Here is a 20,682-nt window from a genome sequence, read left to right on the forward strand (position 1 = left end):
AGGTTTTTCTTGATCTCTCGGCGAACAGGTCGTGCACACGCCGCCTACTCACTCACTGGACAACTTGAACTCTCGTTCCAATCCATCATCGGGGCCGCAGAAAAGCGTTAGCCCGGCCCATCAGAGGTCTTCGAGGGGACACCATGAATGCTGCAGGCGCCGGCGCTCCCTGGTGAATGCGAAGAAGCAGCCGCCCTCACCAGGCTGGTCATAGGTTCGCTCGATCGCAACACCCAAATAGTGACAATACAGCAAAGTGCCGACGCCACCATGGCCGACGAAGAGGACGTCGCCCGGTTCATCTCGCGCCAGGACGTTTTCGACCTCGCGGACTATGCGCGACTGGGCGTCAATCGCCCGCTCCCAGCCCCGAACGCTCATTTGAGGTCTGGCAAAGAACTGATCGGCGACAGCCTGAAACTCGACCGGCATCAAGAAGCCGGTTGCCGACCGGTCATTCTCGTGCATCGCCTCCCGAACCTCTACGTCAACGTTCAGCTTGGCGGCAATGATCTCGGCGGTCTCGATCGCCTTCCGCTCGCCGCTGGAGACAATCTGCGTTGTGCGTGAGAGCTGCCGTGTGCTCGCGACTGCCTCCGCACGCGTTCTCCCCGTCTCACTCAGGCTCCAGGAAGGGACCGGAATTGCCGGATCAATCTTCACTTGAGGGTGAGTAAGATAGCGTACGAGGCCCATCATGATTGAGTGCTCACGCGATCAAGCCCGGTTGTTGCAAGTCAGCGCACGAGGCGGCCGAGGTTTCCCTAGCGCTCAAACATCGTTCGGCGTCGCCATCCGCAGCCCCGATGGGTCGAAGAAGTGCACGTCCCGAGCCGCAGCGGTGAGCGTGGCTCGCTCGCCGGGGGTCGGCGTCTGTCGCCCGCGGACTTCGGCGACGAACAGCCTACCATCGGCGCGGCGCAAATAGGCAAAAGAGGATTCGCCAAGCCGTTCGACGAGCTCGACAACACCTTCCACCGCGAGGGAACCGTCCTCTCCCTGGACGAGATGCTCCGGACGGATGCCGACCGTCAATGTGTCTCCGACCTTCAGAGCCTCCGCCGGCAGGTCGAGGCTGCGAAAGCCGGGTCCAGCCAGGCACGCGCGTCCGCCCTCGACACTCCTGACCTTCGCTTCGAAGAAATTCATCGCAGGCGAGCCGATGAAGCCGGCGACGAACAGATTGGCCGGCTCATAGTAGAGGTCGAGCGGCCTGCCGACCTGCTCGATGCAGCCCTTGTTCATCACGACGATGCGGTCAGCGAGCGTCATCGCCTCGACCTGGTCGTGCGTGACATAGACGATCGTCGATTTTAGCATTCTGTGCAGATTCGCGATCTCGACGCGTGTCGAGACGCGCAACGCCGCATCGAGGTTGGAGAGCGGCTCGTCGAACAGGAAAACAGCAGGCTCGCGCACGATCGCACGGCCGATCGCAACGCGCTGACGCTGGCCGCCGGAGAGATCGCGCGGATAGCGCTCGAGCAGCTCCTCGAGCCGCAGCATGCGGGCCGCCTCCGTGACGCGCCGCTCGCGCTCGGTCGGCGGCACTCCGGTGAACTTCAACCCGAACGTCATGTTCTTGCGCACATTCATGTGTGGATAGAGCGCGTAGGACTGGAACACCATCGCGATGCCGCGCTCGGCGGGCGCCAGCATGTTGACGAGCTTGCCGGCGATATGGATGTCGCCGCCCGATGCGCCATCGAGGCCGGCAATCATGCGCAGAAGCGTCGACTTGCCGCAGCCTGAAGGGCCGACGAGCACGACGAACTCACCGTCCTCGATGTTGAGGTTGATGTCGTTGAGCACCGTCGTCGCGCCATAACGCTTGTTGAGGTGCTCGATGCGCAGATTGGCCATTCTGACAACCTATTTTACTGCGCCGGAGGTGAGGCCTGCGATGAGTTGGCGCGAGAGGATCACGTAGATCACGACGACCGGCAGGATCGCCATCGACAGCGCGGCAAGCACGGAATTCCAGTCAGTGATGTACTGGCCAAGAAACTGCTGCACACCGAGTGTGACCGTATGCGTCGAGTCGCTCGACGTCAGGATCAGCGGAAACCAGAGGTCGTTCCAGATCGGCACGATAGTGAAGACGGCGACGGTCGCGATCGCCGGCCGCAGCAGCGGCGCGACCACCTCGAAAAAGATGCGGGTTTCCGGCACGCCGTCGCAGCGCGCGGCGTCGCGCAAGTCCTTGGGGATCTGCTGGGTGAACTCGCTCAATATGAAGATCGACATCGGCAGGCCTTGCGCGACATAGACGAGGATCAAGGCCGTCAGCGTGTCGTTGAGGCCCGTAGACCGCATCATGTTGAGGATTTCGACGGAGCCAAGCCGGATCGGCACCATGATGCCGATCGACAGGAACAGCGCCAGCGCCGTCGAACCGCGGAAGCGGTACTCGGTAAGCGCCCAAGCCGCCATCGCCCCGAACAGCAGGACGAGCGCCATGCTGACGAGGGTCACGATCAGCGAATTCGAATAGTACATGAGGATATGTGACGAGCGAAACACCTTCTCATAGCCGACCAGGCTGAAGGTTGACGCGTCCGGCGGCGCGAGCGGGCTGCCGAAGATGGCGCTGCGCACCTTGAACGAATTCATCACGACGAGCAGGATTGGACCTACCGCCAGAAGGCTGTAGGCAATCAGGACGAGATGGACACTGATGCTCCTGGCGCGCTGGTCCGTCGTCATGCCTCCCCCTCAGAAAGCGTAACGGCGGATGCGCCGCTGCACGAGGAAGAGATAGAGGCAGAGGCCGAGAAGGATGATGAAAAACATCACGGTCGCGACCGCGGCGCCCATCGTCGGATTGCCGAGTTGGAGCTGATTGCCGAAGAAAGTGCGGTAGAAAAACGTACCCAGGATGTCTGTGGCGAAATTCGGCCCCGCAAGCGCGCCCTTGATCGAATAGATCAGGTCGAAAGCGTTGAAGTTGGCGACGAAGGTCAAGACCGAGACCAGGCTGATCGTCGGCAAGACGAGCGGAAGCTTGATGTGGAGGAAGATGCGGAACTGTCCGAGCCCGTCGACGCGTGCCGCGTCGATCAACTCTTGGGGGATGTTGAGCAGCGCGGCGTAAATCAACATCATCGGGATGCCGACGAACTGCCAGACAGAAATGAGCGACAGGGTCACGAGCGCGCTCGATTCGAGCCCCAGCCAGGGGGCGAACAAGGAGCCAAGGCCCACGGCTTTCAGGGCGCCGGCAGCTACGCCCCAGAGCGGGGAAAGGATCAGGTTCCAGGAGAATCCGACGATGACCACCGAAAGCATCGTCGGCAGAAACATGACAGTGCGATAAAAGCTCTTGAGCCTCAGGCCCGGCAGGCTCAGCAATCCCGCGAGCGCGATACCGATCGGATTCTGCACACACATGTGCACGGCGAAGAATATCAGATTGTTGCCGAGGGCATTCCAGAACGGCTTCGACCACAGCGCATCACCGAGCAGCGTTTCGAAGTTGGCAAGCCCGACAAAATGCCGCGCTCCAGACGGATCGCTTGTATAGGTAGAGAGCGCCATCGTCGCGACGAGCGGATAGACAGAGAACAGGGTATAGATAGCGACCGCCGGCCCGAGAAAGAACAGCAGAAGGCCCGCGAGTTTTGCGCGAGGCATCTGGGCGGTGATGTTCGAGACCGATTCGGGCATGACGGGAAGAGGTGAAACCTACCGTGCGTTATCGTCCCTCCGTGCCTGCGGCTCGTGCCGCGAGGCAGCGGAGTATGCAGCGACTATCGAACAAGGAAAGTCTCTCTCTCCCCGCGAGAGCGGAGAGAGGGACTGGCTTCACTTGGCGGGCTTGTACCACTTGTCGAGGCCATCCTGCAGTTGTTTGCCGGCGGCATCAGGCGTCAGCTTGCCGTTGACGACCTGCGCCGACACGTTCCAAAGCTCGTTCTCCAGATTCGGCGTACCGCGCGACAGGATCTGATACGAGTTGCGGATCGTCGACTTGCAGCTTTGGCGCCATCCAACCATCGTCGCCGCGACGTCGTCCTCGACCTTCACGGGTGTCTTGGCGAGGGGAAAGAAGCCGGGAAGCGCGTTGGCGTAGATCGTTGCGAATTCCGGCGTCGTCAGCCATTCCAGGAACTTCTTCGCGTCTTCCTTGTTCTTCGACGCCGCGTTGACGCCCATCGCGATGTCGGTGTGATCTGAGATGTAGCAATCGGTCGTGCCGGCAGGCTGTGGCGGCGGAAACGCACCCATGGCGAATTTCGCCTGGCCGCGGAACGTCGAGATATCCCACGAGCCAGCCGCATAGATCGCGCCCTTGCCGAGCGAGAAGAGGTTCTGACTGTCGGCATAGGTCTGTGCCTGGAAGCCCGATCCGAGATAAGGCGCCCAGCCTGCGATCTCCTTGAATGCCGCGACGTATTGCGGATCGGTGAGCTTTTCCTTGCCCGCAATCAGATTGGCGCGGCCGGCCTCGCCCTTCCAATAGTCGGGGCCGACGTTCTGGAAGCCCATGGTCGCGGCCTCCCACTGGTCAGCCGTGCCCATCACCAGCGGGACATAGGTCCCGTCCTTCTTGAATTTCTCAAGCACGGCGTGGAATTCGTCGAGCGTCTTTGGCTCGGACACACCGACCTTGGCGAACGCTTCCTTGTTGTAGATAAATCCTGTGATGACAGAGGCGATCGGAACACAGAAGGTGGTTTTGCCGTCGTCGGTCTGCCACGCGGCCTTTGCGACATCAGAGAAATTGTCCATGCCGTTGAGGCCGTCAACCGCGTCAAGCTGATGCTTCTGATAGAGCGCGAGCGAGGCGTCGAACGGACGGCACGTGATGAGATCGCCGGCGGTGCCGCCATCGAGCCGCGCGTTGAGGGCGGCGTTGTATTCCTTGGGCGCCGAAGGTGCGAACTCGATCTTGATGTCGGGATAACGCTTGTTGAAGGCGGGAATGATTTTCGAGTTCCAGATGTCGGCGTCGTCGTTGCGCCAGCTCTCGATCTTCAGCGAGCCTGCCTGAGCCGCGCCAAGCCCCGCGAGCAGCGCCAACGCGGCAAGCTCAGCCCCCATTGCAGCCTTGAATGTCCGTCTCATGCTACGCTCCCTTGTTCGGGCCTTTGCCCTTGATCCCGTTGGCGCTGGCGCGTGCGCGGCTCAACGCCTCGTCTATCCGGCCTTCCGCAGCAGCGAGCCAGGTGACGGCTTCGCTCATGCTGGCGATACCGCAGGCAATCAGGATTGCCGGCTTGACCTCGCCGCTGGTCTCGCGCAGCGCCGCTTCCGCTTCGGCATCGCTGACGCCGGCGATTGTTGCGACGATCCCGCGCGCCCGCTCGCGCAATTTCGCATTGTCGGCCTTCAGATTGACCATCAGGCCCTGATGGATGTGACCAAGCTCGAACCCCATCAATGACGAGAGCATGCCGAGCGCGGCCTTTTGCGCAACTCCGGCGGCGAGCCGTGTCGAGCCGCGCAGCACCTCCTCTCCGCTCTCGAGCAAGATCGACGCGTCGGCACCGACGAGCAGGGGCGAGCCCGGACGATGCGCGATGCCGATCACGAAGGCGCCGCGGCGGCGCGCCTCTGCGGCGGCCGCGACTGTGAACGGCGTCGAGCCGCTCGCCGATACGACGATCACGGCATCACGAGAGAGATCGCCGAGCCCGGTCATCGCACGCTCGCCGGCTGCGGCATCGTCCTCCGCGGCTCCATCGATGCGGAACGGCTCGGTGGTCCCGCCAGGCAGGACAATCGCGATGCGCCTCTCATCGAGGCCGAACGTTCCGGGAAGCTCGGCTGCATCTTCGGCGGCGGCAAGACCGGAAGAGCCTGCGCCCGCATAGATCAGCCGTCCGCCTGCTCGCCAGATCACAGCGAGGCGAAGCGCGGCGGCGCGGATCTCTCCGGAGGCAGCCGCAACCGAAGCAATCGCGCGGTGGTAGGACTCGAGCATAGCCGCAGCGAACATCGCCTCATCACCCAACCCGACATCGCCGGTGCCATGCCACCTCACTCTATCCGCTCCCAAGTTCGGCAGTACCGGCATCGTGAATACCAATGGTAGATACCTCTTGTATTTCTTTTATCCGCGTGACATACCATTTGTCTAGAGGCGTTAAGAAATTTTTTAGGAGGCTCCTTGGCGATGGCCCAGTTCTTCCTCGGATTGGACGGCGGGGCGACCCGTTGCCGCGCGAGACTGCGGGATTCCTCGGGCCGCGAGCTCGGGCGCGGCCTCGGGCCGGCTTCGAACATCTATCTCGATTTCGACGAAGCCATGCTGGTCGTCCGTGAAACGATCGAGTCCGCGATCGCGGCCCGCGCCCCCAGGCAGGAGATCGCAGTCGGCCTTAGCCTCGCCGGACTTTCGGACGACAAGGAAGCAGAGCGCGTCTCCGCCGCCCTGCCCGGCTTTGCGCGCATCGTCGCCGTCAATGATGCTGTTGCCGCCTGCGTCGGTGCCAATGGCCTCGGCGACGGCGGCCTGATCATCGCGGGCACGGGCTCGGCGGGCATCGCTCGCGTGGGAGCTCGAACGACGATCATCGGCGGACGCGGCTTCTGGCTTGGTGACGACGGATCAGCTGCACGTCTTGGCGAGTCGGCGTTGCGCGCGACGCTGCGTGCGATTGATGGCCTCGAGCCGATGAGCGGCCTGGCGCAAGCGCTCGGGCGCCATTTCGATGGCGATCCATTGCGGATGAGCCGCTGGGCAGCGGACGCGAAGCCCGGCGACTACGGCGCCTTCGCACCAGAGATCCTGGACATCGCCAGATCAGGAGATTTGCGCGCGCGCGAAATTGTCGGCGAAGCAGCCAGCTCGATAGCTGCGCTTGCGAACGCGCTGAATGCGCTTGGCGCCGAACGCATTGCGCTTGCCGGCGGCTTCGGTGAGCCCTTACGCCCATTTTTGCTGCCTGATGTGGCCAAGCGCCTCGCCCCGCCACGGTGCGACGCAGTCGACGGCGCAATCCTGCTCGCCGGCGGAACGCTCGCGGAGGACGCGGCATGTCCCTGACGGTCGAAACGGCGCCGGGCCAAAAGCTCTATCTTGCCGTGGTCGACGCGCTTCGGCGCGAGATCGAGACCGGACGTTTCGCGGAGACGCAACTGCTTCCGGCCGAGCGGGTACTGTGCGAGCTGCTCGACATATCGCGCACCACGCTGCGCAAGGCGATCGCTGATCTGATCGCCGAAGGCGTGCTGTTTCACCGCCATGGCGCCGGTACCTTCATCCATCGCGCAACGCCGCGCGTCGAACAGCCCTCCTCGCGCCTGACAAGCTTCACGGAAGACATGCGGCTTCGCGGATTGGACGCGAGCTCGCGCGAGCTCGAGCGCGGCGTGTTTCTGCCGACGCCGGAAGAGGCGATGATGCTCGGCGTACGGCCGAACGATCGCGTATTCCGGCTCGGCCGACTGCGCCTGGCCGACGGTTCGCCCATGGCAATCGAGCGCGCCGCCGTGCCGATACGCTATCTGCCGGAACAGGATTCGGTCGGTAGCTCGCTTTACGAAGCCCTCTCCGCACGCGGCTTCAAGCCGACCCGCGGCCTGCAGCGCTTGCGTGCGACCCTCCTCGATCATGCGGATGCTGAACTGCTCGGCGTGGCGCCAGACAGCCCGGCGCTCTACATCCAGCGCATCGCCTACCTCGCCGACGGAGCCTGCGTGGAGTTCACGAAATCCTGGTACCGTGCCGACGCCTATGATTTCGTCTCCGAGCTCACGCTGTCGCCCCCGGTCCGAAAGATGCACCGATGACGACACACATGCTTCAGGAGATCGGCGAGGCAGGCGAAGCGGCTGCGCGCCAGCTCGGTCAGAATGCCGAACGGCTCGCTGAACTCGGAGCGCGTCTGCGGGCCCTCGATCCGCCGCTCGTCGCAACCATCGGCCGTGGTTCGTCGGATTGCTGCGCGCTCTATCTGAAATATCTCGTCGAGATTGTTTCGGGGGTGCCTTGTGCCTCCATAGGTCCCTCGATTGCGACGCTCTATCGGACACCGATGCGGCTCGAAGGCAGCGTTTCCGTCGCGATCTCGCAATCGGGACGCAGCCCGGATATCGTGGAAATGCAACGTGCCGCACGACGCGGCGGTGCGCTGGCCGTCGCAATGGTCAACGACGTGGCCTCGCCACTCGCGCAAGAGGCCGAAATCCTGCTGCCGCTGTGCGCCGGCACGGAACGTTCCGTCGCCGCGACCAAATCGATGGTGGCCGGTCTCGTCGCGGGGGCGAGCCTCGTCGCGGCCTGGCGCGAAGATCGGCAGCTCGCAGACGCCCTCGCCGGCCTGCCGGACGTCCTGCGCGCCCAGGCAGCACCGCCGCCGGCGACGATACTAGAGCGACTTGCAAATGCGCGCAGCGCTTTCGTGCTCGGCCGCGGCGCGACGCTTGCGATCGCCGCGGAAGCGGCACTCAAGCTCAAGGAAACCTGCGCGATTCACGCCGAGGCCTATTCCGCGGCCGAGGTGCTGCATGGCCCGGCCGAACTTGTGGCCTCCGGCTTTCCCGTCATCGCCTTCGTGCCGTCCGACGCAGCGCGCGAAGGCATGCTGCCAACGCTTGCGGCGCTGGCCAGTGCCGGCGCGACGGTGATTACAATCGAGGCTGGAGGCTCCGACGAGACGGATCGTCTCGCGACGGCAAAAACCGAGGCGACGCTGCTGGAGCCCATCGTCATGATCCACCGCTTCTACAGGCTTGCCGAAGCGCTTGCGCTCCGGCTCGGGCGCGATCCCGACCGCCCGCGCAACCTGCGCAAGGTGACGGAGACCATTTGATGATCGTTTTGACCGGCGCACGGATTTTCGATGGCGAGCGTTTTTTCAATGACCACGCGGTCGTCGTCGAAGCCGACCGCATCGCCGCAATCCTCCCTTACTCCGAGAGACCGCATGGCGCGGCACGCGATCTCGGCGGCGGGCTGCTCGCGCCCGGCTACATCGATGTGCAGGTCAATGGCGGCGGCGGCGTCCTGTTCAACGACGACCCGACGCCCGAAGGCATCGCCCGCATCGCCGCAGCGCATCGCAAGCACGGCACCGTCGGGCTGCTGCCGACGCTGGTGACTGACACGCCGCAGCTGACGGCGGCGGCAATAGCTGCGACGCACGAGGCGCGCCACCTGACGCCTGCGGCACTCGGCATCCATCTGGAAGGACCCTTCCTGGATCCTGCTCGCAAGGGCGCGCATGAGCTCAGATATATCCGCAACCTCGAACCCGGCGACATCACGACGATCGTCGAGGCAAAGTGCGGCGCCGTCATGCTGACGCTCGCGCCCAATCGGGTTCACGCGGAGAGCATCGCCGAACTTGCGCAGCATGGCGTACTCGTCTCGCTCGGCCACTCCGATGCGAGCTACGCGGAGGCCTGCGCGGCCGTCAAAGCAGGCGCACGCGCGTTCACCCATCTCTTCAATGCGATGAGTGCGCCCGCCGGACGCGAGCCAGGCATGGTTGGCGCAGCGCTCGATCTCGACGAGGCTTTCGTTGGAATCATCGCGGACGGTCATCATGTCCACGAGGCGAACTTGCGTATCGCCTTCGCCGCCAAGCCGCATGACCGCTTCATGCTGATTACAGACGCGATGCCGCCGGCGGCCGGCGGACCCGACCAGTTCGATCTGCAGGGCCGCCACGTGATTAGTGCAGAAGGCTGCCTGCGGCTCGAGGATGGAACGCTCGCGGGCTCGGTTCTGACCATGGACGAAGCCGTACGATACGCCGTCAAGGTGACGCGGCTCGAACTCGGCGACGCACTCGCGATGGCCTCGCGCGTTCCGGCGACGTTTTTGCGACGCGAGACGGAGCTCGGCCTCATCGCACCCGGATATCTGGCGAGCCTCATACATCTCGACGACGATCTGCGCGTGCTCGAAACCTGGATCGAGGGCCGCCCCGCCGCCGAAGGATCCTGATGTGCGACTCTGCGGGCGATGGCCAAGTTTGGCACTTGCCTGACTATCGATGCGCCGGGCGAAGGCCCTCACCTACACAATTCCCGCCGACGTCCCGGCGATGGCGGGACGCTCCTTGGTCTTTTGCGCCCGATAGCCGGATGCACGATAGGCCGCGATCGGCGCGATCGCTCCGCCGGCGCGGAGGCGGGCCATGGCCAGCAGCGATGAGACGTCGGTCGTGAAGGCACGTTTCAATTCGAGATGGGCGCCGAGCGCATCATTCGCTTCTTGCGCGGTCTCGAGGGCCACGCGATCGACGATCAGGGCCTGCGCATAGGCGCGCTGCAACTCGATCGCCGACTGCATCAAACTCTCGATTGGATCGGTCACATTATGCGACTGGTCAATCATATAAGCGGGCGCAAAACCTTCCGCCTTGCGTCGCTCGGCGTCGATCAGCTCGTTGAAGACGAGAAACAGCCGGAACGGCTCGACCGAGCCGGCGTCGAGGTCATCATCACCATATTTCGAATCATTGAAATGGAAGCCCGCGAGCTTTCCGAAGCGAACGAGCCGGGCGACGATCTGCTCGATATTCACGTTCGGCGCATGGTGGCCGAGGTCGACGAGGCAATGCGCCTTGGGCCCGAGCTCCTGCGCGACGGCGAAACTCGTGCCCCAATCCGAGATCACGGTCGAGTAGAACGCCGGCTCGTAGAGCTTGTGCTCGAGGAACACCCGCCAGTCGGCAGGCAGTGCCGCGACGATCTCGCGCATCGCGTCGACATAGCGATCGAGCGCCTTGCTCAGATTCGATTGGCCGGCAAAGTTCGAGCCGTCCGCGATCCAGACGGTCAACGCTTTCGAGCCGAGCTTGCGGCCGATCTCGATGCACTCGATATTGTGCGCGACCGCCTGAGCGCGCACGCGCGCATCGGTATGCGACAGCGAACCGAACTTGTATGAAAGCTCCTGCGCCGGCTGATCCTGGAACGTGTTGGAATTGACCGCGTCGAAGGCCAGGCCGCGCGTCGCGGCCTGCTCGCGCAAGGCGGCATAGTCATCGACCTTGTCCCAGGGAATGTGCGGCGAGATCGTCGGGGTTGCCCGCGCCAAGCGCTGGATCACGGCGCAATCGTCGATCTTCTCGAAGACATTGCGCGGCTCACCCGGCCCCGGGAAGCGGGCAAATCGCGTGCCTCCTGTGCCGACGCCCCAAGTCGGAATGGCGACGCCGAAGGCCATGACCTTCTGCACCAGGGCTTCCGCGCCGATGCCGTGCCGCGCCAGCGCGCGCGTCAGGGCATCGTAATCTTCAGTGGTCGCTTCTTCGAGCTGCGCGTTGTGGTCGGCGATGAAATCCGGGCTGATCGAGAACGGCGTGCTCATCGCGTGAAGGCCTGGGCGTTACCGGCGTCGATATTGAGGATGTTGCCGGTCGATTTGGCCGAAAGATCGGACGCGAAGAAGTAGACACCCTCGGCGATATCTTCGGGGAACACCGATAATTTGAGCAGCGAGCGCTGGCGGTAGACTTCCTCGAGCTGGTCTTCCGCAACCTTGTTGGACGCCGCCCGCTGCTGCCGCCACTCGCCTTCCCAGATCTTCGAACCGCGCAGCACCGCGTCGGGATTGACCGTGTTGACGCGGATGCCATGCGCCGCGCCTTCCAACGCCAGGCAGCGGGCCAGATGGATCTCCGACGCCTTGGCGGCGCAATAGGCCGAAGCGCCGGCCGAAGCGGCAAGACCGTTCTTCGAGGCAACGAAGATGATGGCGCCGCCGACGTTTTGACGCTGCATCAGCCGGAATGCCTCGCGCGAGACAAGGAAATAGCCTGTAGCGAGAATATCCATGTTCTTCTGCCAGAGCCCAATACTCGTGTCTTCGACAGGCGAAGCCGAGGCGATCCCGGCATTCGAGACGACGATGTCGACGCCGCCAAAGGCGCGCGCAGCCTCCTCGAACGAAGCGACCACCGCCCCCTCATCGGTCACATCAAGCTTCACGCCGATCGCCGCGTCGCGGCCATGGCGTTTCGTGATCGCCGCAACGCGCTCGTTCAGCGACGTCTCGTCGATATCGGCAATGACGAGGCAAGCGCCTTCACCGAGCAGCCGCTGCGCGGTCGCCCCGCCAATGCCGCCGGCACCGCCGGTCACATAGGCGATCCGCCCGGCGAGCGATTTCGGCTTGGGCATGCGCTGGAGCTTGGCTTCTTCCAGCAGCCAGTATTCGATATTGAAGGCCTCTTGCTCGGCAAGGCCGACATAGCCGCTGACGCCCGAGGCGCCACGCATGACGTTGATCGCGTTGACATAGAATTCGGCCGCAACGCGCGCCGTTGCCTTGTCCTTGGCAAACGTGAACATGCCGATTCCCGGAACGAGATACACGACCGCATTGCGATCGCGCATGGCCGGCGAGTCCGGGTGTTTGCAGCGCTCATAGTAGGCGGCGTAATCGCGTCGGTAAGCGGCGAGACCGCCGTCGAGGTCGGCGATCACCTCGTCGAGATTGTCCCGCACGGGGTCGTAGGGCAACAGCAATGGCCGGATCTTGGTGCGAAGAAAGTGATCCGGACAGGAGGTGCCGAGCGGCGCGAGCTTCGTCAGCGCACTGGAATTGACGAACTCCAGCACTTCCGGGGCGTCAGTGAAATGGCCGATCTTGCGCTCGTCGGTGGAGATCTTGCCGCGGATCAGCGGCATCAGCCTGGCCGCGATCGCCCGTCTCTTTTCCGGCGAGGCTGTTTCGACCTTGGCGCCGCCGAAGGCCGGCTTCTGCTCATGCGCCGCAAGCCAATCGGCAGCCTGCTGGATCACGCGCAAAGTCATCTCGTAGCAAGCTTTCGACGTGTCGGCCCAGGTGAAAAGCCCGTGGCCGCCGAGGACCACGCCGACATAGTCGGGATGACGCGCGGCCATCTCCCCGAGTTTCAGGCCGAGATCGAAACCCGGCCGTTGCCACGGCAAGAACCCGAGCCTGCCGCCGAAAACCTCGCGGGTCAGACGCTCGGCGTCGACTGAGGCGGCAATGGCGATGACCGCGTCGGCATGGACATGATCCACATGCCGGTGCGGCACGAAGGCGTGCAAGGGCGTGTCGATCGAAGTTGCGCGCGGATTGAGATCGAAGGTGCAGTGATTGAACAAGGCGACCATCTCGTCCTCATTGGCGAGGCCGCGATAGAGGCCTTTCAGGCTCTCGAGCTTGTCGAGATACAGCGTCGAAAAGCCGTCGCGCTTCATCGAGCCGAGGTCGCCGCCTGACCCCTTGACCCAGAGCACGCGTACGTACTCGCGCGTCAGCGGATCCTTCATCTCGATCTTGGCTGAGGTGTTGCCGCCGCCGAAATTGGTAATGCGCAGATCGGCCCCGAGCAGGTTCGAGCGGTACAGCAATTGACCTGCTTCATCGAGCCCGGCGGCAAGCGCGTCGTCCCATAGGTTTGGCAGGGGCGTGGCCGCGACCTCGCTCATTGGGCATTCTCCCTGTTCTTGATCTCTTGGCAGCTTAGGCCACCGATTCAATCAAGGTCAATCACCGACACTCAACACCGCGACGCGATATGATTGATGCAGCGCGATATTGAGCGAATTTGGCGGTTTGCAGTTGACCGCTCGTCGAGAGCGTGAGCTATTTACAGACAAAAGGGAGGGCGACGTGCACGAGCGGGAACGCTGGCAGGTCATCAAGGCACTCTTGCGGGAGCGGTCGCTGGTGCGCATCGCCGATGCTTGTCGCGCGACCGGCGTCTCCGAAGCCTCGATACGACGCGATTTCGCCAGGCTCGCCGCGCAAGGACTCGCGATCAGGGTGCATGGCGGACTCGAAGCCCTGCCCGACACCGTCAACGCACCGGGCGACGTCGTCTCGCTTGCCACCCGCTCCTTCGACGTCAGCCAGACGCTCAATAGAAATGCCAAGCGCGCCATTGCGAAAGCGGCGGTCGCCCTCTGCACCGATGGCGAGACGATCATCATCAACGGCGGCACGACCACCTATCAGATGGGCGAATACCTGCGCGAGCGCCGTCTGAAGGTATTGACCAATTCCTATCTGCTCGCCGACGCGCTGATCCACACGTCGAAATGCCGCGTCGCCTTGCCGGGTGGCGAGGTCTATCGCGAGCAGAGCATGATCGTCTCCCCGTTTGAAGAGGATGCGATCCAGCACTATTCGGCGACGCGGATGTTCATGAGTGCGATCTCGATCGGACCGCTCGGCGTGATCGAGGGCGATCCCCTGCTTGCCCGCGCCGAATCCAAACTGCTGAAGCGTGCCGACAAGCTGATCGTGCTGGCCGATTCTTCGAAATTCGTCTCGCGCGGCAGCCTTGTCGTCTGCCCGCTCTCGCGCATCGATACGCTGATCACCGATTCCGATGCGCCGAGCGACGCACTCGACATGCTACGCGGGCACGGTGTCCGCGTCGTTGTCGTGGATGCAGGCGCTCAAACCAATGCGGCGGCGTGACCATGACAACCGACCCGCACAGTGAAACCCCTGCGGCGCCGCTTCTATCGGTGCGCGCGATCGAGAAGTCCTTCCCAGGCGTGCGGGCGCTGTCCGGCGTCTCGTTCGACGCAGCCAGGGGCGAAGTCCACGCCTTGCTCGGCGAGAACGGCGCCGGCAAGTCGACGCTGATCAAGATCGTGTCCGGCGTGTTCCAGCCAGACCGCGGCGACGTGCTCGTGGACGGCAGGCAGGTCGACCTCGCGCGGCCGGACGATGCAAGGCGCGCCGGCATCGCTACGATCTATCAAGAGCTGCTGTTGTTTCCGGAGCTCGCTGTCGCAGAGAATATTTTCATGGGCCATGCGCCGCGCGCCGGCCTCGGTCGGATCGACTGGCGGGCGATGCACGAGAAGACGAATGCGCTGCTCGCTTCGCTCGAGATTCACGACCTGCAGGCCGACCGAATCGTCGGTTCCCTCAGCGTCGGCAACCGCCAGCGCGTCGAAATCCTGCGTGCGTTATCACAGGACGCGCGCATCCTGATCATGGACGAGCCGACCGCGGCCCTGACCGAGTACGACGTGACGCGCCTGTTCGACATCGTGCGCAAGCTGAAAACCCGCGGCGTCGCCGTAATCTATATCAGCCATCGGCTCGACGAGATTTTCGCGATTGCCGATCGCGTCACCGTGCTGCGCGATGGCACGCACGTCGCGACCAAGCGCGTCGCCGAGACGGACGCGGCCGAGCTCGTGCAATTGATGGTCGGCCGCAGGATCGAGAGTCTGTTCCCGAAGATCACGGTTCCGATCGGCAAGCCGGTGCTGGAGGTGAAGGACCTCGAGCGACGGCCGCTGACGAGGAGCATCTCGCTCACGGTGCGCGCCGGCGAGATCGTCGGCCTTGCCGGTCTCGTCGGCTCGGGTCGCAGCGAGCTGGCGCAAACTATTTTCGGCGTCACTCCGGCCGATAACGGCGAAATCCGGATCGCCGGACAGAAGGTCGACATCCGCTCGCCGGCACAGGCACGGTCTTTGGGCGTCGCCTATGTTCCCGAGGACCGCGGCACGCAGGGCCTGGTGCGGCCGATGACGGTGCGCGAGAACTTCAGCCTCGCCGCGCTTGGCAAGGTCGCATTCGGCGGCTTCATCGATCGCGGTGCCGAGCGCAAGCTTGCCGGCGACGGCATCAAGCGCTTTGCGGTCAAGACGAGCTCGCTCGAGCAGATCGCGGGCAAGCTTTCCGGCGGCAATCAGCAGAAGATCGTGCTCGGCAAATGGCTCGCCAACGGGCCGAAGCTATTGATCCTCGACGAACCGACGCGCGGCATCGACGTGGGCGCCAAGGCGGAGATCCATCGGCTGATGGGCGAACTTGCGGCCCAAGGGCTCGCCATCCTGATGATTTCGAGCGAGCTGCCAGAGGTGCTCGGCATGAGCGACCGCGTGCTCGTGATGCGCGAAGGCCGTATCGTTGCTGAATTCTCGCGCCAAGAAGCTACCCAGGAGTCGATCGGCGCAGCAATGATGGGTAGCCATGAAAACGCGGAGAAAGCGGCATGACGGCAGTGACCTTAACCGGCGCCGAGGCCGATCCGCGGCGGTGGCTGAAGGCGCTTGCCTCGCAGGAGGCCCTGCTCGCGATCGCGGTGATCGGCCTCGCCATTGCCGTCGGCCTTTACAATCCGCGCTTTCTGGCGGCACGCAATCTTTCCGACGTTCTGCTCGGCAACGCCTATATCGCAGTCGCGGCTGTCGGCATGTCGATGGTGATCGTGTCCGGCAACATCGATATTTCCGTTGGCGCGCTGATCGGCGTCCTGGCGACGATCAGCGGCACCCTGGCGGTGAACGGCGCGCCGATTGTGGTCGCCTGGCTGGCGGCGCTCGTTGCCGGCGTCGTCGTGATGGCCTTGCAGGGCGTCATCATCGCCTATCTCCGCATTCCGGCGATCGTGGTTACGCTCGGCATGTTGTCGATCCTCAAGGGCGGCCTGATCAGCGTCACGGGAGGCAAATGGATCACCGACCTGCCCGACAGTTTCCATCTCGCCGACATCGAACTCTTCGGTGTGCTGCCGTTTCCGGTTTTTCTCATGATCCTGGTGACGATCCTCGCAGCGTTGTGGATGCGCTATTCGGCCTCGGGTCGCGCTATCTACGCCGTCGGCGGCAACGCCGAAGCGGCGCGGCTCTGCGGCATGTCGCAGCCGCGCACGATCGTAATGGTCTTCGCGCTGCACGGCCTGTTCGCCGGGGCAGCCGCCCTGCTCTACGCGACGCAGCTCCGCGTCATCCAGTCGACCGTGCCGCCCAATCTCGAGCTGACGATCATCACCGCGTCGGTCGTTGGAGGAGTCAGCATTCTTGGGGGTGTCGGCACAGTGGTCGGCTCGACTCTTGCCGCCGTACTGATCGCCGAGATCGCCAGTGCGCTGGTCTTCATCGACATCTCGCCCTACTGGATCCGCGCGGTCCAGGGCGTGCTCATCCTCGTGACCGTGATCGCCGACATTCTGCGGCGCCGGCGCATGGCCGGAGCATGAGCGCCATGAGCGAAATCCCTCTTCCCCAGGCCGCCAAGCGCGTCGTGCCCTGGTGGCTGCTGCGTCACGAGACCATGCTCGCAGCGATCCTTCTCGTTGCGTTGATCGTACTTGGCGCCTTGAATAATCGGTTCCTCACGCTCGACAATCTGCTCAATCAAGGCAGGCTGACGACCGAGGTCGGGCTCATCGCGCTGCCGATGACCTTCATCATCATTACCGGCGGCATCGATCTCTCGGTCGGCTCGATCGTCGGGCTCTGCGCGATCCTGCTCGGCTATTCCTGGAAGAATCTCGGCTTTCCCCTGCCGCTGGCGATTGGCTTCTCGTTGCTCGTCGGTGCCGCGGCGGGCTTTTTCAACGGGATCGTCATCACCAGGGTGAAAGTGCCACCGCTGATCATGACGATCGCGACGCTCGCGCTCTACCGCGGGCTCGCCGAGGGGATCAGCCAGGCGCGTTCGGTGCGCGGCTATCCGGAATGGTTCTACTTCATCGGACAGGAAAACCTCTTCGGCGGGCCGGCGCAGCTCTGGCTCTTCCTGATCGCGATCGTGGTCTCGGCAATCGTTCTCGACCGCACCATTTTCGGTCGGACGCTCTATGCGATCGGCAACAACGAGACCGCCGCGCGCTTTTCCAGCTTGCCGGTCGATCGCGTGAAACTGATCATCTACACGCTATCGGGCTTGATGGCCGGCCTTTCTGCTTGTGTTCTCGTCTCGCGCGTGACCACGACCCGCTCGGACATGGGAATCGGCTACGAGCTCGACGTGATCGCGGCGGTGGTGCTCGGCGGCACCAGCATATTCGGTGGCGTCGGCACGATCTGGGGCACAGTGATCGGCCTGGCGATGATCCAGCTCCTGAAGAACGGGCTGGCCCTGACCGGCGTCAAGGGCGACGCGACGATCGTGGTCATCGGCGCGGTGCTCATCCTTTCAACTCTTGTGGCGAGTTCTCTCCAGCGGCGCCGCGACGGCGTTTGATGGAGTGTCTGACTGCGAATAAGCGGCTTTCAACATGGGAGGAAAACACAATGAAACTCGGATTAGCTGCTGCATTCCTCAGCGCGACGCTGCTGGCCGGAACGGCCTCGGCTGCGGACAAGAGATGGGACGGCGCGGACGACCTGCCGGTCAATCCGCTTGCCTGTTCGGCTGGCGAGGCCAACGCCGCACCCGCGGCCAGGCCCTATGACGGCGGCCGGCCGACAAACGCGGCCGACAAGACCGGCAAACCGATCACGCTGGTCGACGTGCCGAAGCTGATCGGCATCGGTTATTTCAACGCGACCACGAAAGGCATGCAGGACGCCGCCAAAGCGCTCGGCAATGTCACGGTGAAGACCGACGGCCCGACCGAGGCCAAGATCGACGAGCAGATCAAGTTCATCGACAATTACATTACCAGCGGCGTCGACGGCATTCTCTTCGCCGCCAACGATCCGGTGGCGATCGCGCCGGTGCTGAAGAAGGCGCTGTCGAAGGGCATCCATGTCGTTGGCTATGACGCCAATTCGACGCCGGATGCGCGCGAATGGTTCGTCAATCAGGCCGAGTTCAACGGCATCGCCAAGGCGATGATGGACTCGATGGCCAAGGAGGCCGGCGAGGACAAGAGCTTTGCGATCGTCACGTCGACCTTCACGACGCCGAACCAGGCACGCTGGATCGCCGAAATGTGGGCGTATGCGCAGAAGTGCCATCCCAAGCTGAAATGGCTGGAAACGGTCGAGGCGCAGGAGGACAACAATCTGTCTTTCAACCAGGCGACGACGCTCATCAACAAGCATGGCGACAAGCTGGCTGGCCTGTTCGGCATGACCTCGGTCGCGACGCCCGCTTCGGCGGAAGCCGTGACCAAGGCCAAGCTCTGCGGCAAGGTGGCGGTCGTCGGCCTCGCCACACCCAACGCGATGAAGCCGTATGTCAATGCGGACTGCGTCAAGTCGGTCGTGCTGTGGAATCCGGTCGATCTCGGCTATGCCGCGATCTACGTGATGCGTGCCGTGGTCGACGGCAAGCTGAAGCCTGGCGCGACGTCGGTGGAGGCCGGCAAGCTCGGCCAGCTGAACGTGGTCAATGGCAGCGAAGTACTGCTCGGGTCGCCCTTCATCTTCACGAAGCAGAACATCAAGGATTTCGATTTCTGATTTGAACCTGTCGCCCGGCTGCGGAGCGCGGCCGGGCGACGCATTCTTGCCTTCGTGGTCATGGCCACGACAAGCCGGCCATGGCGCTCGTGACGTTGCCTGTTGAGATGTAGCTTGACGATGAGCCAGACAGTAGCGGTGCTCGACATCGGCAAGACAAATGTAAAACTTGCCCTGTTCGACGAAGGCCGACTTCTCTGGGAAAGGTCGGCGCCCAACTGCATTCGGCCGGGCCCGCCCTATCCGCACGAAGATGTCGAGAGCGCGTGGACCTTCTTCCTCGATGCGCTTCGCGAGGCCGCACGCACGCATCAGATCAGTGCGATCGTTCCGACCGCGCATGGCGCAGCCGGCGCTTTGATCGGTGAGAACGAGCTCGCCGCTCCGGTCATGGACTACGAATTCACGGGCGTAGACGTGATCGAGGCCGATTATGCCAGGCGGCGGCCGCCCTTTTCGGAGAGCCTGTCGCCGAACCTGCCGGCCGGCCTCAATCTTGGTCGGCAGCTCGCCTATCAGAAGTGGCGCTGTCCGGACCTCTTCGCCAAGGCGAGGTATTTCGTTGGCTATCCGCAATATTGGACCTGGCGCCTGAGCGGCGTCGCTGTCTCGGAAGTCACCACGCTCGCAGCCCATACCGATCTCTGGGCGCCGCGGCAGGGGCAGGTCTCAAGCCTCGCCAAAGCTCTCGGCATCGACCACTTGCTGCCGCCACTGCGCCGCGCCTTCGATCCGCTCGGTCCGATCAAACCCGAGATCGCCGCCGCCTGTGGGCTCGCGCCTGAAACGCCAGTCTTTTGCGGTATCCACGATTCCAACGCTTCACTTCTGCCCTATCTCGTCTCGCGCCAGGCGCCGTTCACAGTGCTGTCGACCGGCACCTGGGTGATCCTGATGTGCGTGGGCCTTTCGCTCGATCAGCTCGATCCTCACGACGACACGCTTGCCAACGTCGACGCGCTGGGCCGCCCCATCGCCTGCGGACGGTTCATGGGCGGACGCGAATACGCCGTCATCGCGGGCGGTGGTGGCAACCCGGCTCTCGACGCGATCGAGCGCGTCATCGGCGCTGGCGCCATTGCTCTACCCTGCTTCTCGGGCCAAGGCGGGCCTTATGCGACGACCGAAGGCGTGATCCGCGGCAAAGTTTCAGCGCGTGATCGGACCGCGCTTGCGACTCTCTATTGCGCCCTGGTGAGCGATTTGATGCTGACGCGCATGGGAGCCACCCGCGGCGATCTCATCATCGAAGGGAGCTTCGCCGGCAACCTTTCCTTCTGTCAGACGCTCGGCGCGTTACGGACGACGCAGCGCGTCTTTGCGGCGGAAGACACCGCAGGCACGGCCCGCGGTGCCGCAATGCTCGTGCATTGGCCCCCCTCTTACCATATCGCGGAGCCGGCCCCCGTCGATCCGATTTCGATTCCCGGCCTTGACTCTTATCGCAAGGCCTGGACGGCAGCAGTCGACATGATCGCTCGGTGAGCCTGACGCCGAGCGGGTGGATCACCTGACCATCCTGATCGCCAAAACTTGCTGCTTGCGGTTCGCACCATGTCAGTCACAGCGGGGCACGCAAACCCCGCGTGGGACGGCGCTAACAGACAAGCGCTCGAGCTGCATGAGAACGGCACCTACGTG

At 63.6% G+C, this 20,682-nt stretch carries 18 protein-coding genes; 10 read left to right on the plus strand and 8 right to left on the minus strand.

From position 1 onward, the window contains the following. Positions 1-120: 120 nt before the first annotated feature. The 6 genes from JJC00_RS25205 to JJC00_RS25230 form a co-directional block, all read right to left on the minus strand. A complete protein-coding gene (locus JJC00_RS25205) occupies positions 121-699 on the minus strand; it encodes a histidine phosphatase family protein (protein ID WP_200468584.1) in 579 nt (192 codons plus the stop codon). 72 nt (positions 700-771) lie between these two features. Further along, complete coding sequence (locus JJC00_RS25210; protein WP_200468585.1) at positions 772-1,863, minus strand: ABC transporter ATP-binding protein; 1,092 nt, start codon at positions 1,861-1,863, stop codon at positions 772-774. A gap of 9 nt (positions 1,864-1,872) precedes the next feature. Further along, positions 1,873-2,706, minus strand: coding sequence for a carbohydrate ABC transporter permease (locus tag JJC00_RS25215; RefSeq protein ID WP_200468586.1), 834 nt, complete (start codon positions 2,704-2,706; stop codon positions 1,873-1,875). A 9-nt stretch (positions 2,707-2,715) separates the two neighbouring features. Beyond that, positions 2,716-3,633, minus strand: coding sequence for a carbohydrate ABC transporter permease (locus JJC00_RS25220; RefSeq protein ID WP_200474230.1), 918 nt, complete (start codon positions 3,631-3,633; stop codon positions 2,716-2,718). Between the two features lie 171 nt (positions 3,634-3,804). Beyond that, positions 3,805-5,067 carry an ABC transporter substrate-binding protein gene (locus JJC00_RS25225; protein WP_200468587.1) on the minus strand — a complete coding sequence of 421 codons (1,263 nt, stop codon included), beginning with the start codon at positions 5,065-5,067 and terminating at the stop codon, positions 3,805-3,807. A gap of 1 nt (position 5,068) precedes the next feature. Then, positions 5,069-5,986 (minus strand): N-acetylmuramic acid 6-phosphate etherase, encoded by a 918-nt coding sequence (locus JJC00_RS25230; RefSeq protein WP_200468588.1) that lies wholly within the window; start codon positions 5,984-5,986, stop codon positions 5,069-5,071. 132 nt (positions 5,987-6,118) lie between these two features. Between JJC00_RS25230 and JJC00_RS25235 the strand changes: the two genes are divergently transcribed. The 4 genes from JJC00_RS25235 to nagA are packed head-to-tail and all read left to right on the plus strand — an operon-like array spanning position 6,119 to position 9,898. Further along, a complete protein-coding gene (locus JJC00_RS25235) occupies positions 6,119-6,991 on the plus strand; it encodes a BadF/BadG/BcrA/BcrD ATPase family protein (protein WP_200468589.1) in 873 nt (290 codons plus the stop codon). Continuing rightward, positions 6,982-7,737: a GntR family transcriptional regulator gene (locus tag JJC00_RS25240; protein ID WP_246773911.1), complete on the plus strand. Its 756-nt coding sequence runs from the start codon at positions 6,982-6,984 to the stop codon at positions 7,735-7,737. The genes JJC00_RS25235 and JJC00_RS25240 overlap by 10 nt, the downstream gene beginning before the upstream one ends. Further along, a complete protein-coding gene (locus JJC00_RS25245) occupies positions 7,734-8,759 on the plus strand; it encodes an SIS domain-containing protein (RefSeq protein WP_200468590.1) in 1,026 nt (341 codons plus the stop codon). Before JJC00_RS25240 ends, JJC00_RS25245 begins: the two co-directional genes overlap by 4 nt. Beyond that, positions 8,759-9,898 (plus strand): N-acetylglucosamine-6-phosphate deacetylase, encoded by a 1,140-nt coding sequence (nagA, locus tag JJC00_RS25250; protein ID WP_200468591.1) that lies wholly within the window; start codon positions 8,759-8,761, stop codon positions 9,896-9,898. The genes JJC00_RS25245 and nagA overlap by 1 nt, the downstream gene beginning before the upstream one ends. A gap of 72 nt (positions 9,899-9,970) precedes the next feature. On the opposite strand, the gene rhaI is transcribed toward nagA, so the two are convergent. Further along, positions 9,971-11,269, minus strand: coding sequence for an L-rhamnose catabolism isomerase (gene rhaI / locus JJC00_RS25255; protein WP_200468592.1), 1,299 nt, complete (start codon positions 11,267-11,269; stop codon positions 9,971-9,973). Then, the gene (locus JJC00_RS25260) at positions 11,266-13,362 is read right to left on the minus strand and encodes a bifunctional rhamnulose-1-phosphate aldolase/short-chain dehydrogenase (RefSeq protein WP_200468593.1); all 2,097 of its coding nucleotides are present in this window, start codon (positions 13,360-13,362) and stop codon (positions 11,266-11,268) included. Before JJC00_RS25260 ends, rhaI begins: the two co-directional genes overlap by 4 nt. 184 nt (positions 13,363-13,546) lie before the next feature. On the opposite strand from JJC00_RS25260, the gene JJC00_RS25265 reads away from it, so the two are divergent. The 6 genes from JJC00_RS25265 (at position 13,547) to JJC00_RS25290 (ending at position 20,526) form a co-directional block, all read left to right on the plus strand. Then, complete coding sequence (locus JJC00_RS25265) at positions 13,547-14,359, plus strand: DeoR/GlpR family DNA-binding transcription regulator (RefSeq protein ID WP_200468594.1); 813 nt, start codon at positions 13,547-13,549, stop codon at positions 14,357-14,359. A 2-nt stretch (positions 14,360-14,361) separates the two neighbouring features. After that, the gene (locus JJC00_RS25270; RefSeq protein ID WP_200468595.1) at positions 14,362-15,903 is read left to right on the plus strand and encodes a sugar ABC transporter ATP-binding protein; all 1,542 of its coding nucleotides are present in this window, start codon (positions 14,362-14,364) and stop codon (positions 15,901-15,903) included. Then, positions 15,900-16,886: an ABC transporter permease gene (locus JJC00_RS25275; RefSeq protein WP_200468596.1), complete on the plus strand. Its 987-nt coding sequence runs from the start codon at positions 15,900-15,902 to the stop codon at positions 16,884-16,886. Before JJC00_RS25270 ends, JJC00_RS25275 begins: the two co-directional genes overlap by 4 nt. Then, positions 16,883-17,875 (plus strand): ABC transporter permease, encoded by a 993-nt coding sequence (locus JJC00_RS25280; RefSeq protein WP_200468597.1) that lies wholly within the window; start codon positions 16,883-16,885, stop codon positions 17,873-17,875. Before JJC00_RS25275 ends, JJC00_RS25280 begins: the two co-directional genes overlap by 4 nt. A gap of 50 nt (positions 17,876-17,925) precedes the next feature. After that, positions 17,926-19,041 carry an autoinducer 2 ABC transporter substrate-binding protein gene (locus tag JJC00_RS25285; protein WP_200468598.1) on the plus strand — a complete coding sequence of 372 codons (1,116 nt, stop codon included), beginning with the start codon at positions 17,926-17,928 and terminating at the stop codon, positions 19,039-19,041. Between the two features lie 120 nt (positions 19,042-19,161). After that, positions 19,162-20,526, plus strand: coding sequence for an FGGY-family carbohydrate kinase (locus JJC00_RS25290; RefSeq protein ID WP_200468599.1), 1,365 nt, complete (start codon positions 19,162-19,164; stop codon positions 20,524-20,526). Positions 20,527-20,682: the final 156 nt, after the last annotated feature.

The sequence above is a fragment of the Bradyrhizobium diazoefficiens genome, from assembly GCF_016616885.1.
GTDB classification, from domain to species: Bacteria; Pseudomonadota; Alphaproteobacteria; order Rhizobiales; family Xanthobacteraceae; genus Bradyrhizobium; species Bradyrhizobium diazoefficiens_F.

Coding starts and splice junctions, on each gene's coding strand:
- JJC00_RS25245 (WP_200468590.1), top strand. CDS start 7,734: ATGACGACACACATGCTTCAGGAGATCGGCGAGGCAGGCGAAGCGGCT.
- JJC00_RS25215 (WP_200468586.1), bottom strand. CDS start 2,706: ATGACGACGGACCAGCGCGCCAGGAGCATCAGTGTCCATCTCGTCCTG.
- JJC00_RS25285 (WP_200468598.1), top strand. CDS start 17,926: ATGAAACTCGGATTAGCTGCTGCATTCCTCAGCGCGACGCTGCTGGCC.
- JJC00_RS25220 (WP_200474230.1), bottom strand. CDS start 3,633: ATGCCTCGCGCAAAACTCGCGGGCCTTCTGCTGTTCTTTCTCGGGCCG.
- nagA (WP_200468591.1), top strand. CDS start 8,759: ATGATCGTTTTGACCGGCGCACGGATTTTCGATGGCGAGCGTTTTTTC.
- rhaI (WP_200468592.1), bottom strand. CDS start 11,269: ATGAGCACGCCGTTCTCGATCAGCCCGGATTTCATCGCCGACCACAAC.
- JJC00_RS25270 (WP_200468595.1), top strand. CDS start 14,362: ATGACAACCGACCCGCACAGTGAAACCCCTGCGGCGCCGCTTCTATCG.
- JJC00_RS25235 (WP_200468589.1), top strand. CDS start 6,119: ATGGCCCAGTTCTTCCTCGGATTGGACGGCGGGGCGACCCGTTGCCGC.
- JJC00_RS25210 (WP_200468585.1), bottom strand. CDS start 1,863: ATGGCCAATCTGCGCATCGAGCACCTCAACAAGCGTTATGGCGCGACG.
- JJC00_RS25260 (WP_200468593.1), bottom strand. CDS start 13,362: ATGAGCGAGGTCGCGGCCACGCCCCTGCCAAACCTATGGGACGACGCG.
- JJC00_RS25225 (WP_200468587.1), bottom strand. CDS start 5,067: ATGAGACGGACATTCAAGGCTGCAATGGGGGCTGAGCTTGCCGCGTTG.
- JJC00_RS25280 (WP_200468597.1), top strand. CDS start 16,883: ATGAGCGCCATGAGCGAAATCCCTCTTCCCCAGGCCGCCAAGCGCGTC.
- JJC00_RS25240 (WP_246773911.1), top strand. CDS start 6,982: ATGTCCCTGACGGTCGAAACGGCGCCGGGCCAAAAGCTCTATCTTGCC.
- JJC00_RS25290 (WP_200468599.1), top strand. CDS start 19,162: ATGAGCCAGACAGTAGCGGTGCTCGACATCGGCAAGACAAATGTAAAA.
- JJC00_RS25205 (WP_200468584.1), bottom strand. CDS start 699: ATGATGGGCCTCGTACGCTATCTTACTCACCCTCAAGTGAAGATTGAT.
- JJC00_RS25275 (WP_200468596.1), top strand. CDS start 15,900: ATGACGGCAGTGACCTTAACCGGCGCCGAGGCCGATCCGCGGCGGTGG.